Origin of the sequence: Enterobacter sp. JBIWA008 (genome assembly GCF_019968765.1) — a bacterium.
Taxonomy (GTDB): Bacteria; Pseudomonadota; Gammaproteobacteria; order Enterobacterales; family Enterobacteriaceae; genus Enterobacter.
In genome coordinates this window covers 1,434,671-1,449,894 of the sequence record NZ_CP074149.1, presented here as the reverse complement: position 1 = coordinate 1,449,894, position 15,224 = coordinate 1,434,671, and the positions used below count along the sequence as shown (strand labels likewise).

The window sequence follows — 15,224 nt, the reverse complement described above, 5'->3', positions numbered from 1 at the left end:
GCCCTTTCCCACAGGGAGAGGGTTAGGGTGAGGGCAAAATATCACAGCACCGAAGGCAACAATCCCACCAGCCGTCCTTCCTCCAGAAGCTGCATCGCCTTATCAATATCCGGCGCAAAGAAGCGGTCATCGTCGTAGTGCGATACGTGCTCGCGCAGCACATGACGCGCCTGCTCCAGCAGCGGGCTGGATTTTAGCCCTTCACGCAGATCGACACCCTGACTTGCCGCCAGCCATTCCACCGCCAGCACGCCGCGGGTGTTGGACGCCATTTCCCACAGACGACGCCCGGCAGCCGGTGCCATCGAAACGTGATCTTCCTGATTCGCTGACGTTGGCAGGCTGTCCACGCTGTGCGGGTGCGACAGGGCTTTGTTCTCGCTCGCCAGCGCCGCCGCGGTCACCTGGGCAATCATAAAGCCCGAGTTGACCCCGCCGTTACGCACCAGGAACGGCGGCAGCTGGGACATATGTTTATCCATCATCAGCGCGATGCGGCGCTCGGACAACGCGCCGACTTCGGCAATCGCCAGGGCGATATTATCCGCCGCCATTGCCACCGGCTCGGCGTGGAAGTTGCCCCCGGAAACCACCTCGTTTTCCTGGGCGAACACCAGCGGGTTATCGGACACCGCGTTGGCCTCCACCAGCAGCACCTCTGCAGCCTGTCGCAGCTGCGTCAGGCACGCGCCCATCACCTGCGGCTGGCAGCGCAGGGAATACGGATCCTGAACCTTCTCGCAGTTATGGTGTGAATCGGCAATTTCGCTGGTGTCGGTAAGCACGTGACGGTACATCGCGGCGGCATCAATTTGCCCGCGCTGACCGCGCACCTCGTGGATGCGGGCATCGAACGGGCGACGCGAGCCCAGCACGGCTTCGGTGGTCAGCGCACCGCACACCACCGCCGAGGCAAACAGATCTTCCGCTTCAAACAGGCCGCGCAGCGCGAAAGCGGTCGACGCCTGCGTGCCGTTCAGCAGCGCCAGCCCCTCTTTCGCCGCCAGGGTGATCGGGTTCAGCCCGGCTTTTTTCAGCGCCTCTTTCGCAGGAAGCCACTCGCCCTGCCAGCGCGCTTTGCCCTCGCCCAGCAGCAGCAGCGACATGTGCGCCAGCGGCGCAAGATCGCCGGATGCTCCGACGGAGCCTTTCGCCGGGATCCACGGATAGACTTCCGCATTAACCAGCGCCATCAGCGCCTGAATCACGCTCAGGCGAATGCCGGAGAAACCGCGCGCCAGGCTGTTGATTTTGAGCACCATCATCAGACGGACAATTTCATCGTCAAGCGGCTGGCCGACGCCCGCCGCATGTGACAGCACCAGCGAACGCTGCAAGTTTTCCAGATCGTGTGTCGCGATGCGGGTCTGCGCCAGCAGGCCAAAGCCGGTATTAATCCCGTAAGCCGTGCGCCCTTCGGCAACGATGGCTTCGACGCAGGCAACGCTGTCGTTAATGGCGGCGTGGGCACTTTCATCAAGAGAAAGGGTGACCGGGTTACGCCAGACGTTACGCAGCTGCCTGAGCGTCAGCGAGCCGGGAGTAAGTGTTAATGCGTTCATTAATGCTTTCCTTGTGTGGCAGGGATCATCGGCAGGTTAAGGCCCTGCTCTTTGGCACAGTCAATGGCAATTTCGTAACCCGCATCCGCGTGGCGCATCACGCCGGTTGCCGGGTCGTTGTGGAGCACGCGAGCGATACGCGCGGCGGCTTCATCGGTTCCGTCGCAGACGATGACCATCCCGGAATGCTGGGAGAAGCCCATCCCTACGCCGCCGCCGTGGTGCAGCGACACCCAGGTCGCGCCGCTTGCGGTATTCAGCAGGGCGTTCAGCAACGGCCAGTCGGAAACCGCATCCGAGCCGTCGCGCATGGCTTCGGTTTCGCGGTTCGGGCTGGCGACGGAGCCGGAGTCAAGGTGGTCGCGGCCGATGACGATCGGCGCGGAGACTTCACCGCTGCGCACCATTTCGTTGAAGGCGAGACCGAGTTTTTGACGCCACTCCAGCCCTACCCAGCAGATACGCGCCGGCAGGCCCTGGAAGTTAATGCGCTCGCGGGCCATGTCCAGCCAGCGATGCAGGTGTTCGTCATCGGTGACTATCTCCTTCACTTTGGCGTCGGTTTTGTAGATATCCTCCGGATCGCCGGACAGGGCAACCCAGCGGAACGGGCCGATGCCGCGGCAGAACAGCGGGCGGATATAGGCCGGAACGAAGCCCGGGAAGTCGAACGCGTTATTCACGCCCATCTCTTTCGCCATCTGGCGGATGTTGTTGCCGTAGTCAAAGGTCGGAATGCCCATCTCGCTGAAGGCCAGCATCGCGGAGACGTGTTCCGCCATGGCGCGCTTCGCGGCAAGCACCGTGCCTTCCGGGTCGGTTTCCGCTTTTTGCTGATATTCTTCCCACGTCCAGCCTTTTGGCAGGTAACCGTGCAGCGGATCATGGGCGCTGGTCTGGTCGGTGACCAGATCCGGGCGCACGCCGCGGGCGACAAGTTCAGGAAGAATGTCCGCCGCGTTGCCGCACAGGGCAATCGACACCGCTTTGCCCTCGGAGGTGTATTTTTTGATGCGCGCCAGCGCGTCATCGAGATTCTCAGCCTGTTCGTCGACGTAGCGGGTGCGCAGGCGGAAATCAATGCGGCTCTGCTGGCACTCAATGTTTAGAGAACATGCGCCGGCAAGCGTGGCGGCCAGCGGCTGCGCGCCGCCCATGCCGCCGAGACCCGCGGTCAGCACCCAGCGGCCTTTCAGCGAGCCGTTATAGTGCTGACGACCGGCTTCCACGAAGGTCTCGTAGGTGCCCTGGACAATCCCCTGGCTACCGATGTAGATCCAGCTCCCCGCAGTCATCTGGCCATACATCGCCAGCCCTTTCGCGTCCAGTTCGTTGAAGTGTTCCCACGTAGCCCAGTGCGGCACGAGATTAGAGTTGGCAATCAGCACGCGCGGCGCGTTTTTGTGCGTTTTAAATACGCCAACCGGCTTGCCGGACTGCACCAGCAGGGTTTCGTCGTGTTCGAGTTCGGTCAGGGATTTTACAATTGCGTCATAGCATTCCCAGTTGCGCGCGGCGCGGCCTATGCCGCCGTAGACCACCAGCTCGTGGGGGTTCTCCGCCACCTCAGGATCGAGGTTGTTCATCAACATGCGCAGCGGGGCTTCGGTGAGCCAGCTTTTGGCGGTAAGCGTGGTGCCGCGCGCGGCGCGGACGTCCTGCTGGCGGTATTTACCTGACGACATTGTGTGCTCCTCATAGGGGACAGATGATGCATTTAGATATACTTGTATAGACAAGCACACACAAGGTCGGATTTAACAAAAAAGATACAATTTTGTTATATTGCGTTAGCGATCACGCTTATAAAACTTATGACATGAAGTGGCCCTGCAGCCGGTAGCGGTTACCCGGGAACAGCAGCCGGGCATGCGACACAATGTGCGACGAGGACCAGGTTCGACGGCGGATCAGCAGGCACGGATCGTGCTCTTTAATGCGCAGCCGTTCGCACTCCTGCGGCGTGGCGCGCACGGCCTCCACAATGTGCTCCCCTTCCGTGAGCGGTGCGACGAGCGAGAGATAGGCATGCGGCGTGGTCTGGGTGTAATCCTGGTTCAGATAGTCCGGTATCCGCTCAGCGTTAACGCAGCGATCTTCAATCTGCACCGGAATGTCGTTCTCATAATGCACCATCACGGAGTGGAAGATGCGGCTGCCTTCTTTGACATTCAGCTCTACCGCCTGCTCGGCGCTGGCCTGGGTCTCTTCGAGCACCAGCACCTCACAGCGGTGCTGATGATTACGCGCGGCTATCTCGTCCGCAATGCTGCGGATTTCAAACAGGGCCGACTGCCCTTTCGGTTCCGCCACAAATGTTCCCACGCCCTGAAGACGCACCAGAAGCCCCTCGTCGGTCAGCTCGCGCAGCGCCCGGTTGACGGTCATCCGGCTAAAACCAAACTGCGCCACCAGCTCGGCCTCCGAGGGAATGCGATCGTGCGGCCGCCAGACGCCGGTGGCGATTTTTTCGCTGATCGCCTGCTTCACCTTTTCGTAGAAAGGCGCGGGAGGGCTCGGTTGCGGCAGAGGTGAGCGTGAAAACATCGTGACTCCTTGAATAGTGTTATGCCCACCAGTGAGCAATTTGCCAGGCCAGCCGGGCGGCGAGCTTAGCGCCCTGTCCGTCCCGATCGTACTGCGGGTTAAACTCTACCAGATCGGCGGCCTGTAGCTTACCGCTACGGCAGATTTGTTCGATAACCGGCAAAAGATCCAGCGCCGGTATGCCTAACGCCGCCGGTGCGGACACGGCAGGCATTTCGCTGGCGGGCAGGACGTCCAGATCGATCGTCAGATAGATACGATCGGCCTGCGCCAGCACCTTTTCCAGCGCGGAGAGCGAATCGCGCCTGAAATGGAGATCTTCCACCAGCGCGACGTTCAGGCGTTCGGCCTCATCCCACAATGCCTGCGTGTTCGCCGCCCGGCTGACGCCAAAACAGGCGTACTGAAATTCCCGTCCGCGATCATCGCAGTAGCGCGCCAGCTGGCGAAACGGGGTGCCGGATGTCGCCCGGTCGGCCTTGCGCAGGTCAAGATGCGCATCAAGATTGATCGCCGCCACGCGCTCGTTCGGGAATGCATCCAGAATGCCCCGACCGTGCGCCCAGGCGGTTTCGTGCCCGCCGCCAAAGACCAGCGTACGCATCCCGGACCGCTGACAGGCCGTGACGGCATCGCTTAACGCCTGCTGTGCCGCTTCCAGCTCGTCGCCTTCAACGTACACCGAGCCCATATCCGCCAGCCGATCGTGTCCCTGATGGCTTGCCATATTTGCCAGCGCTTTTCGCAGCATATCCGGTGCCTGCACGGCGCCGGGCCTGCCCTGATTGCGTTTAACCCCTTCATCACATTCAAAGCCTATCAGCGCGATGCCGGATGCAAGCGGCGTGAACTGCCCCTGCTGCTGTATCGTCTGGAAAATGCGCTTTGCACTGCTGGCCTCGGCGCTGTCGTCGCGCCCCTGCCAGACCGTTTCGGCGACGGGCCGCCATAACCTCATACTGCCTCCCCACGGAAAATACGTTGATACAGCGGATTGCGTCCCGGCTCGTAGACCATCTCTACCGGATGGCGGGCATCCCAGACGATAAAATCGGCGACAAACCCGGCCCGCAGCTGCCCGTGGGTTGCTCCACGGCCCAGCGCCTGCGCGGCATGGCGCGTTACGCCAGCCCAGGCTTCTTCAGGGGTCAGTCCAAACTGGACGCAGGCCATGTTCATCGCCAGGTGCAGGCTCGCGAACGGGCTGGTGCCGGGGTTATAGTCGGTGGCGACGGCCATCGGAACCCCCCGTTTTCTGAGCTGTTCAACCGGCGGACGCTGGCGCTCCTGAAGAAAATAGAACGCGCCGGGGAGCAATACCGCAACCGTACCGCTTTCCGCCATCGCCTGAACGCCTGCGTCGTCGAGATATTCAATATGATCGGCGGAAAGACCCTTATACTGGCTGACCAGCGCCGCGCCGCCCTGATTCGACAGCTGTTCGACATGCCCTTTCACCGGGATACCGAGCGCGGCGGCAGCCTGGAAAAGGCGCTCGGTTTGCGACGGGGTAAAGCCGACGTTTTCACAAAACACGTCGACTGCCTCATATAACTCTTTTTGCCACAGCGTGGGCAGAATCTGCTCACAGACCAGCGTGAGGTAGGCATCCGGATCCTGCCGGTATTCCGGCGGAACCGCATGGGCCGCCAGCAGCGTTGGGCTGATATCGATCGGATTATTGAGGCCCAGCTGGCGGGCAACCTGCAGCATCTTATCTTCGGCCTCGGCGTTTAGCCCGTATCCCGATTTGATTTCAACGGTCGTCACGCCTTCATTCATGAGACGCTGGAGCCGCTGCTGCGCCAGTCTCAGCAAGGTTTCGGGTGAGCTGCTGCGCGTCGCCGCCACGGTTGCGTTAATCCCGCCCCCCTGGGCGCTGATGGTTTGATAAGAGACGCCGTTCAGACGCTGCTCCCACTCCGCCGCGCGGTCGCCGCCAAATACCAGATGGGTATGGCAGTCAATCAGGCCAGGCGTGACCAGACGTCCCTGAAGATCGACACAGTGTCGGTGTCCGGAAGGAATTTCAGATTCAGGGATCGCGGCCAGGATTGTGTGGCCGCGCACGACCAGGGCGTGTTGCTCTTTCAGTCCATAAGGCGCAGGTACGTCCGGCGCCATCGTAGCCAGTCGCGCATTTCGCCATATTACATCGTCGGGATGAATCTGCTGCATGGGGCATTCCACTTGTCATGGGTTGTATAGACATTTATTTGCATCCGCCGTCTACTGTCAACCGCCCTGAAGGAAAATGTTATTTATTTGTGATCACTTACCTGCTGCTCCGGGGCTAAAAATGCAACTTTTACCCTTTTTATCTTCCCGTTTCGCTCAACTTAGTATAAAAAAGCAGGCTATTTCGTCTATCCCGTTAAGACTTGCATACCCAGGAGCTCTACCTTGAACATTTCCAGGATTTCCCGTCTGGCGTTAGCACTCGCCTTTGGCGTGACCTTATCCGCATGCAGTTCAACTCCACCGGATCAGCGCCCTTCTGAGCAGGTTGCGCCTGGTACCGCCTCCCGCCCGATTTTGTCCGCTGATGAAGCGAAGAACTTCGATCGTGCGCACTACTTCTCAGCGATGGATCCTAACGCTGCGCCGTGGACACCGTCTTCTATTAACCTGCCTAAACAGCCTGACTTCGTGGTTGGCCCGGCGGGTGCGCAGGGCGTAACGCATACCTCTATTCAGGCTGCGGTTGATGCTGCCATCACCAAACACAGCGCGTCTCGCCAGTACATCGCGATCCTGCCTGGTGAATATGAAGGCACCGTGTATGTTCCTGCGGCACCAGGCAGCATTACGCTTTACGGTCTGGGCGAAAAAGCGATCGACGTAAAAATTGGCCTGGCGATTGATTCCGAAATTGACAGCAACACCTGGCGCCACCTGGTGAACCCGGCCGGTAAATATATGCCGGGTAAACCGGCGTGGTACATGTTTGATAACTGCCAGAGCAAGCGTTCCGCCACCATTGGCGTGATGTGCTCCGCGGTATTCTGGTCTCAGAATAACGGTCTGCAGCTGCAGAACCTGACCATTCAGAATACCCTGGGCGACAGCGTTGATGCCGGTAACCACCAGGCCGTTGCGCTGCGCAGCGATGGCGATAAGGTGCAGGTTAATAACGTCAACATTCTGGGCCGTCAGAACACCTTCTTCGTGACCAACAGCGGCGTGCAGAACACCCTGCAGAATAACCGTCTGACCCGTACTCTGGTGACCAACAGCTACGTTGAAGGTGACGTGGATCTGGTGTCCGGTCGCGGCGCGGTGGTGTTTGATAATACCGATTTCCGCGTGGTGAACTCACGCACTCAGCAGGAAGGTTACGTGTTTGCTCCGGCAACCCAGTCTAACCTCTTCTACGGCTTCCTGGCCGTGAACAGCCGCTTTAATGCTGCCGGTGACGGCGTGGCGCAGCTGGGACGTTCCCTGGACGTCGACTCTGCAACCAACGGTCAGGTCGTGATCCGCGACAGCGCGATCAACGAAGGCTTCAACATGGCGAAGCCGTGGGCTGATGCCGCGATCTCCAAACGTCCGTTCTCCGGCAATACCGGTGCGGTGGATGATAAAGGGAACGTGCAGCGCAACCTGAACGACGCTAACTTCAACCGCATGTGGGAATACAACAACCGCGGTCTGGGGAGCAAAGTGGTTGCTGAGCCGAAGCAGTAAGCTGTTTTGCCCGGTGGCGCTGCGTTTACCGGGCATAAAAAAAACCTCGCATTCGCGAGGTTTTTTGTTTTTAGCCGCTTAGTGAGCGTTTACCACGACCCACATTGGCCCCTGGCCTACGGCATAACGTCCTTTCTCTTCCAGCAGCCCCTGCTCGCCTTTAATTTCGTACAGCGCGATGTGGTGGGATTTCTGCCCCGCCGCAATCAGGTATTTACCGCTGTGATCGATATTAAAGCCGCGCGGCTGGGTTTCCGTTGGCTGGAACCCTTCAATCGCCAGCACGCTGCCGTCTTCAGAGATGCTAAACACGGTAATCAGGCTGGAAGTACGGTCACAGGCGTACAAATGGCGGCCATTTGGCGTAATGTGGATATCCGCCGCCCAGCGGGTATCGGAGAAGTCAGACGGCATCATGTCCAGCGTCTGCACGCACTCAATCTGACCGTTAGGATCTTTCAGCTCCCATACGTCCACCGAGCTGTTCAGCTCATTGACCACGTAGGCGTACTGCTGGTTCGGATGGAAGACCATATGACGCGGACCGGCGCCTTCAACGGTAGTCACTTCGGCAGGATTCTGCGCCACCAGATGACCATCGTCGCTCAGGGTGAACAGGCAGATACGATCCTGCTTCAGCGCAGGCACCCACAGCGTGCGGTTATCCGGAGAGATATTTGCCGAGTGGCAGCCTTCCAGCCCTTCCACCACATCCACGGTTTCGACCGGAATGCCATCTTCCAGACGCGTTACGCTGACGCAGCCCGCGTTATAAGAGCCGCTGAAGACAAAGTTGCCTTTACGATCGGTCGAGATATGGGTTGGGCTGCCCGGCAATGGTGCTTCGGCAGTGTACGTCAGCGCGCCATCATCCGGAGAAATGCGATAGGCCAGCACGCGGAACTCCGGGCGCACACCCACGTACAAGAAACGTTTATCCGGGCTGATGACCATCGGCTGCACCTGGCCTGGCACATCAACAACCTGAACCAGCGTGAGTGTCCCTTCGGTATTTAAGCGCCAGACGTGGATCTGCTGGCTTTCAGGACTGGCGGTATAAACGGTTTGTTTCATGAATATTCACTCCTCACTGCGCATGAAAGTAGTTAACTTTTGACGGTGAATGCTGAATTGTCGACAGGAGTTTTGAAGCGTTAGCCTCTCGGTGTACCATCCCATCAAAACGTAAATTCAATATTAACCCGGGAAAACAGATGACCTCGCGTGTGATTGCTCTGGATTTAGACGGTACCTTACTGACGCCGCAAAAAACCCTTCTCCCCTCCTCCCTTGAGGCGCTAAAACGCGCGCAGGAAGTGGGATATCAACTCCTTATCGTAACGGGTCGACATCACGTTGCCATTCACCCTTTTTATCAGGCACTGGCGTTAGATACACCTGCAATTTGTTGTAATGGCACTTATTTGTATGATTATCAGGCAAAAAAGGTTTTAGAATCCGACCCGCTGCCGGTTCCCCAGGCGCTGCAGCTGATCGATCTGCTGGATGAGCACGCCGTTCACGGCCTGATGTACGTGGATAACGCGATGCTGTACGAGCGCCCTACCGGCCACGTGGTGCGCACCAGCAACTGGGCGTTATCCCTGCCTGAAGCGCAGCGTCCGGTCTTTACCCAGGTTTCCTCCCTGCGTCAGGCAGCCCAGGACGTTGAGGCTATCTGGAAATTCGCCCTGACGGATGAAGACACCACCAAACTGAATACCTTCGCAAAACACGTGGAACAAACGCTGGGTCTGGAGTGCGAATGGTCCTGGCATGACCAGGTGGATATTGCCCGCAAAGGCAACAGCAAAGGCAAGCGCCTGACGCAGTATGTTGAATCGCAGGGCGGGTCGATGCGTGACGTAATCGCCTTCGGCGACAACTACAACGACATCAGCATGCTGGAAGCCGCCGGTACCGGCGTGGCGATGGGCAATGCCGACGACGCGGTCAAAGCCCGCGCCAGCGTGGTGATTGGCGACAACACCACCGACAGCATCGCGCAGTACATTTATACCCACCTGCTGTAATCAGGCGGTGATTGAGACGCTCTTAATTTGCGCGTAAAGCCACAGGCCGGGTTTGATCCCTAACTCATCCCTCGCCCACGGGCTAATGCGCGCCCAGAGCGTCCTGCTGCCGACTTCAAGCTTCACTTCCACCTGCCCGTTATCATCAAAACACTCCGCGACTTTGGCGCGTAGAATATTTCGAATACTGGTTTGCAGCGGCGGCTGCAGCACCAGCGAGACGTCCGACGCCTGGATGCGAATTCGCAGCGCGGACTGTAGCGGTTTGTCGATCTTATTGACCCACAGATGCTGGTCGCCCAGCGCCAGGGCGGTCATCGCGTAGTGCGGGTGATGTTCGAGAACGCTCACTTTCAGGATGCTGCTCTGCTGTTCCCTGGGTAACCACGGGTGCATTACGCTGCTGCCCCATACCTCTTCCAGGTTGCCGAAGGCCTTCACGCTGCCCTCTTCCAGCACCAGCACCCTGTCGGCCAGATGGAGGATCTCATCCAGCGAATGGCTGACGTATAGCATCGGAATATTAATTTCGCGCGTCAGGCGCTGTAGATAGGGCAGAAGTTCGCGTTTACGCGGAATATCCAGCGAGGCCAACGGTTCGTCGAGCAGCAGCAGTTCGGGGGCGGTCAGCAGCGCGCGGCCAATGGCCACGCGCTGTTTTTCTCCGCCGGAGAGCGAGGATGGCAGCCTGTCGAGCAGAGGCTCAATGCCTAAAAGCGTTACCAGCTTATCAAACTGCCCGGCCATGCTTTTCGCCATGCCGTAACGCAGGTTGCCGCGCACGCTGTAGTGCGGGAACAAGCGCGCGTCCTGGAAAACATAGCCGATGCGGCGTTTTTCCGGCGAGAGGTAAATTCTGTTCTCCACGTCATTCAGGACGCGGTCATTCAGGACAATACGGCCTGACTGCGGGCGGGTCAGGCCGCTGATGGCATTAATCAGCGACGTTTTTCCCGCACCAGAGACGCCGAAGATGGCGGTGATTCCGCTTGCCGGCAGCGTCTCGTTAAGCGTCAGAGTATGGTTACCCAGCGTCTGGGTGAAATGGAGTTCAAGCATGCTTATTTCCCCATCCGCTCGCGGCTGAGCCGCGCCAGCCATTCAGACACCATTAGCGATACAAGGGCTAAAACGATTGAGATAATGCACAGCCGCGCCGCCGCGCCTTCTCCGCCCGGCGTTTGAATCAGAGTATACATCGCCGACGGGATGGTTCGCGTCTCGCCGGGGATGTTCGACACAAACGTGATGGTCGCGCCAAACTCGCCCAGCGAGCGGGCGAAGGCCAGTACCGTCCCGACAATAATGCCCGGCAGCGTAAGCGGGAGCGTGATGGTGAAAAAAACGCGCCAGCGCCCGGCCCCCAGCGTGCGGGCCGCCTGTTCAAGCTTCATGTCCACGCCTTCCAGCGCGAGGCGGATCGCCCTCACCATCAGCGGGAAAGACATCACCGCGGCCGCCAGTACCGCACCGCGCCAGCTAAACGCGAACGTCAGCCCAAACCAGTCGTAGAGCTTCTCGCCGATAAAACCGCGTCGCCCCATCGAAATCAGCAGCAGGTAACCGACCACCACGGGCGGCAAAACGAGCGGAAGATGAAGCACGCTGTCGAGCAGCGTTTTGCCGGGAAACTGACAGCGAACCAGTAGCCAGGCAAAGAAGATCCCAAAGGGCAAACTCAGCGTAACCGCCAGGGAAGAGACTTTTAGGCTCAGCAGAACAGCCTGCCATTCAGGATCGGTCAATATCATCAGTAAGTCGTAAATCCGTAACGTTTAAAGATAGCGGACGCCTCCGGCCCCTTCAGATAATCGCGGAAGGCCGTCACGGTCGCATTTTTATGTCCATCAACAATCGCAACAGGATATTCCACTTTCTTGTGTGAGTCTTCCGGGAACGTTGCGACCACTTTTACCCCTTTACTGGCAACGGCATCAGAGCCATACACAATGCCCAGCGGGGCTTCGTTGCGTTCCACCAGCGCCAGCGCGCCGCGCACGTCTTCCGCCGGGGCCAGCTTCGGTGCCAATGCCTCCCATGCGCCCAGCTTTTGCAGCGCTTCTTTGGCATAAATCCCGGCCGGAACGTGCTCCGGATCGCCCACCGCCAGGCGGCCACCGTTCAGCAGGCGGGTCCATTGGGTCTCTTTGTTGATGGTGAAGTCCGCCTGCGCGCTGGCTTTTGGCGCCACAACAACCAGGCTATTGCCCAGCAGCGTTTCGCGGGTTGCCGCATCAATCGATTTCTTCTCCACCGCGTAATCCATCCACTTCTGATCAGCCGAAATAAACAGATCCGCCGGTGCGCCCGCTTCTATCTGACGCGCCAGCGTCGAGGAAGAGGCAAAAGAGGAGACAACCTCGACGTTTTTCTCTTTTTTATACGCCGCCGCGATATCCTGCATTGCATTGGTCAACGACGCCGCCGCAAAGACCGTGATTTTACCCTCGTCCGCCAGCGCGTGGCCGGTAAGTGAAAGCGTCAGCGTTGCCCCTGCGAAAAGGCGTACCCATGTACGTGCCATTTGTAACTCCTGTGAGTAGCGTTATATACATATTAATATAACGGTAACGTCAGGGAGATCCCAGCGTTTAATCGTACCGCTCAAGGGGTAAACCGGGGTGATGCATTGAATGATATCGGCGTACACGGGAAAATCTTGAGAGCAAAACGCCCGGACTAGCCGGGCGTTTTGTGGGGAATCAATGCTGCTTTTTAGCCTGGTCTTTATGACCAATGTTCGAAAAGAGGTTGAACACTTCACCCAGGCCGTAGATGGCACCGAGGATGATGGCCATCACTACTGGTACCATGATCACGGCGAATACCAGACTTTTCAACAACTCTAACATGGTTTTCTCCAGATATTGTGAATAGCTCATTCTACCCTTTCAAGTGAGAAAAACATCCCCTTTTGTGCGGTGCCCTTTGCGCCCTGCACCATTTGGGTCACAATACTCTTTTTGCCAGGACACCGTTATGCAGGCCGAAATTCTTCTCACTCTACGACTTCAGCAAAAGCTTTTCGCCGATCCGCGACGTATCGCCCTGCTTAAACAAATAGAACAAACTGGCTCGATTAGCCAGGGTGCGAAAAACGCGGGCATCAGCTACAAAAGTGCCTGGGACGCCATCAACGAAATGAACACCCTGAGCGAACAACCGCTGGTGGACAGAGCCACAGGCGGCAAAGGCGGCGGCGGTGCGATCGTGACGCGCTATGGCCAGCGCCTTATTCATCTTTACGATCTGCTGGCCCAGATCCAGCAAAAAGCGTTCGATGTATTGAGCGATGACGATAACGTTCCGCTGGACAGTTTGCTGGCCGCCATTTCCCGCTTCTCGTTACAAACCAGCGCCCGCAACCAGTGGTTTGGTACGGTGACGGCGCGGGATAATCTCCAGGTACAGCAGCATATTGAGATCCTGCTTGCCGATGGCACCACCCGTCTGAAGGCCGCCATAACGGAGCAGAGCGCAGAGCGCCTTGAGCTGGATGAAGGTAAAGAGGTGCTGGTGCTGCTGAAAGCACCGTGGGTTAATATCACGCGCGATCCCGACGCCGCAAAGGCAGCCGATAACCAGCTACAGGGCGCAATTAGCCATATCGAACGCGGTGAAGCGCAGTGCGAAGTACTGATGACTCTCGCAGACGGGCAACCGCTTTGCGCGACAATACCGCTTAGCGAAGCGGACGGTTTAGAAGAAGGTTCTGTCGTTACCGCCTGGTTCAACGCAGACCGGGTGATTATCGCCACATTGTGCTGAGCGCATTGACAATCGAGCCGACAGTGCGTATCCCTGATATCTGTTGCTGCAAAAACAGGGATAAATCATGTCATCATTGCATATTTCGCAAGGCACGTTTCGTCTTAGCGATACCCGAACGCTGACGATTGCTGATTTGACGATACGCGCGGGTGAAAGCTGGGCGTTTGTCGGCACTAACGGCAGCGGTAAATCCGCGCTGGCCCGCGCACTGGCCGGCGAGCTCCCTCTCCTCAAGGGCGAATGCCGGGGCGACTTTACGCGCCTGACGCGCCTGTCATTTGAACAACTGCAAAAGCTGGTGAGCGACGAGTGGCAGCGCAATAACACTGATTTACTCAGCCCTGGCGAAGACGATACCGGCCGTACGACGGCGGAAATTATTCAGGATGAGATTAAAGATCCCGCCCGCTGTCAGCGCCTGGCAGAACGGTTCGGCATCACCGCCCTGCTGAACCGGCGCTTTAAATACCTTTCGACCGGCGAGACGCGAAAAACGCTGCTTTGTCAGGCGCTGATGAGCGAGCCCGAGCTGCTTATCCTCGACGAACCGTTTGACGGCCTTGACGTGCAGTCCCGTGCGCAGCTGGCGGCCCTGCTGGAGTCGCTTAATCAGCAGGGATATACCCTGGTGCTGGTGCTTAACCGCTTCGATGAAATTCCGGAATTTATCCAGCACGCAGGCGTACTGGCAGACTGTAACCTGACCGAGACCGGGGAAAAAAACGCGCTGCTTAAGCAGGCGCTCATTGCCCAGCTCGCGCACAGCGAACAACTCGACGGTATTACCCTTCCGGAACCTGACGCCCCTTCGGCCCGCCATGCGCTCGATCCCCACCAGCCGCGCATCGTGCTGCGGGAGGGAATTGTCTCTTATGACGATCGCCCGATCCTTAACCGTCTAAGCTGGACGGTCAATCCTGGCGAGCACTGGCAGATTGTCGGCCCTAACGGCGCGGGAAAATCCACGCTGCTGAGCCTGATCACCGGCGATCACCCGCAGGGCTATAGCAACGATCTGACGCTGTTTGGTCGGCGTCGCGGCAGCGGCGAAACCATCTGGGATATAAAAAAACATATCGGCTATGTCAGCAGCAGCCTGCATCTGGATTACCGGGTCAGTACCTCGGTACGCAACGTGATTCTTTCCGGGTATTTTGATTCCATCGGTATTTATCAGGCGGTGTCGGACAAACAGCACAAGCTGGCCCAGCAGTGGCTGGATATTCTGGGCATGGACAACCGGGTGGCTGACGCGCCGTTTCATAGCCTGTCGTGGGGGCAGCAGCGCCTGGCCCTGATCGTTCGCGCGCTGGTGAAACACCCTACGCTTCTGATCCTCGACGAACCTCTGCAGGGACTCGATCCGCTGAATCGCCAGCTTATCCGCCGCTTTGTGGACGTGCTGATTAGCGAAGGCGAAACGCAGCTGCTGTTCGTTTCACACCATGCCGAAGATGCCCCCGCCTGCATCACGCATCGTCTGGAGTTTGTGCCGGACGGTGAGGGTTATCGCTACCTTCTCAGCAACGTCGATTAATCGTGGAGGGCTCCGCCCTCCTCTTTTTCAGATAACTTGCATCAATACATCGCTATCTCTTTGATCTAGAATGCGCTCAGTCATTGA

The 15,224-nt window shown here is 58.3% G+C and carries 14 protein-coding genes; 4 read left to right on the top strand and 10 right to left on the bottom strand.

The window, feature by feature from the left end:
- Positions 1-41 precede the first annotated feature (41 nt).
- The 5 genes from hutH to hutI form a co-directional block, all read right to left on the bottom strand.
- Positions 42-1,562 (bottom strand): histidine ammonia-lyase, encoded by a 1,521-nt coding sequence (hutH, locus tag KGP24_RS07070; RefSeq protein WP_223562814.1) that lies wholly within the window; start codon positions 1,560-1,562, stop codon positions 42-44.
- The gene (hutU, locus tag KGP24_RS07065; protein WP_223562813.1) at positions 1,562-3,247 is read right to left on the bottom strand and encodes a urocanate hydratase; all 1,686 of its coding nucleotides are present in this window, start codon (positions 3,245-3,247) and stop codon (positions 1,562-1,564) included. The genes hutH and hutU overlap by 1 nt, the downstream gene beginning before the upstream one ends.
- A 127-nt stretch (positions 3,248-3,374) precedes the next feature.
- A complete protein-coding gene (locus KGP24_RS07060; RefSeq protein WP_223562812.1) occupies positions 3,375-4,109 on the bottom strand; it encodes a histidine utilization repressor in 735 nt (244 codons plus the stop codon).
- A gap of 19 nt (positions 4,110-4,128) precedes the next feature.
- Positions 4,129-5,067 carry a formimidoylglutamase gene (gene hutG / locus KGP24_RS07055; RefSeq protein WP_223562811.1) on the bottom strand — a complete coding sequence of 313 codons (939 nt, stop codon included), beginning with the start codon at positions 5,065-5,067 and terminating at the stop codon, positions 4,129-4,131.
- Positions 5,064-6,287 carry an imidazolonepropionase gene (hutI, locus tag KGP24_RS07050; RefSeq protein ID WP_223562810.1) on the bottom strand — a complete coding sequence of 408 codons (1,224 nt, stop codon included), beginning with the start codon at positions 6,285-6,287 and terminating at the stop codon, positions 5,064-5,066. The genes hutG and hutI overlap by 4 nt, the downstream gene beginning before the upstream one ends.
- A gap of 225 nt (positions 6,288-6,512) precedes the next feature.
- On the opposite strand from hutI, the gene KGP24_RS07045 reads away from it, so the two are divergent.
- Positions 6,513-7,796, top strand: coding sequence for a putative acyl-CoA thioester hydrolase (locus KGP24_RS07045; RefSeq protein WP_223562809.1), 1,284 nt, complete (start codon positions 6,513-6,515; stop codon positions 7,794-7,796).
- 78 nt (positions 7,797-7,874) lie between these two features.
- On the opposite strand, the gene pgl is transcribed toward KGP24_RS07045, so the two are convergent.
- Complete coding sequence (pgl, locus tag KGP24_RS07040; RefSeq protein ID WP_033144969.1) at positions 7,875-8,870, bottom strand: 6-phosphogluconolactonase; 996 nt, start codon at positions 8,868-8,870, stop codon at positions 7,875-7,877.
- A 140-nt stretch (positions 8,871-9,010) separates the two neighbouring features.
- On the opposite strand from pgl, the gene KGP24_RS07035 reads away from it, so the two are divergent.
- A complete protein-coding gene (locus tag KGP24_RS07035) occupies positions 9,011-9,829 on the top strand; it encodes a pyridoxal phosphatase (protein ID WP_223562808.1) in 819 nt (272 codons plus the stop codon).
- Here the strand turns inward: KGP24_RS07035 and modC are convergent, their stop codons facing one another.
- The 4 genes from modC to KGP24_RS07015 all read right to left on the bottom strand — a co-directional run bounded on the left by modC (position 9,830) and on the right by KGP24_RS07015 (position 12,681).
- Positions 9,830-10,888, bottom strand: a complete 1,059-nt coding sequence (modC, locus tag KGP24_RS07030; protein ID WP_223562807.1) for a molybdenum ABC transporter ATP-binding protein ModC — start codon at positions 10,886-10,888, stop codon at positions 9,830-9,832.
- 2 nt (positions 10,889-10,890) lie between these two features.
- Complete coding sequence (gene modB / locus KGP24_RS07025) at positions 10,891-11,580, bottom strand: molybdate ABC transporter permease subunit (RefSeq protein ID WP_223562806.1); 690 nt, start codon at positions 11,578-11,580, stop codon at positions 10,891-10,893.
- Positions 11,580-12,353 (bottom strand): molybdate ABC transporter substrate-binding protein, encoded by a 774-nt coding sequence (gene modA, locus KGP24_RS07020; protein WP_223562805.1) that lies wholly within the window; start codon positions 12,351-12,353, stop codon positions 11,580-11,582. Before modA ends, modB begins: the two co-directional genes overlap by 1 nt.
- A gap of 178 nt (positions 12,354-12,531) precedes the next feature.
- A complete protein-coding gene (locus tag KGP24_RS07015) occupies positions 12,532-12,681 on the bottom strand; it encodes an AcrZ family multidrug efflux pump-associated protein (RefSeq protein ID WP_014883059.1) in 150 nt (49 codons plus the stop codon).
- A 127-nt stretch (positions 12,682-12,808) separates the two neighbouring features.
- Here KGP24_RS07015 and modE point away from each other — a divergent pair, with 127 nt between their 5' ends.
- Together modE and modF are read left to right on the top strand one after the other, a co-directional pair.
- Positions 12,809-13,597 (top strand): molybdenum-dependent transcriptional regulator, encoded by a 789-nt coding sequence (modE, locus tag KGP24_RS07010; RefSeq protein WP_223562804.1) that lies wholly within the window; start codon positions 12,809-12,811, stop codon positions 13,595-13,597.
- Positions 13,598-13,664: 67 nt separating this feature from the next.
- The gene (gene modF / locus KGP24_RS07005; protein ID WP_223562803.1) at positions 13,665-15,137 is read left to right on the top strand and encodes a molybdate ABC transporter ATP-binding protein ModF; all 1,473 of its coding nucleotides are present in this window, start codon (positions 13,665-13,667) and stop codon (positions 15,135-15,137) included.
- Positions 15,138-15,224: the final 87 nt, after the last annotated feature.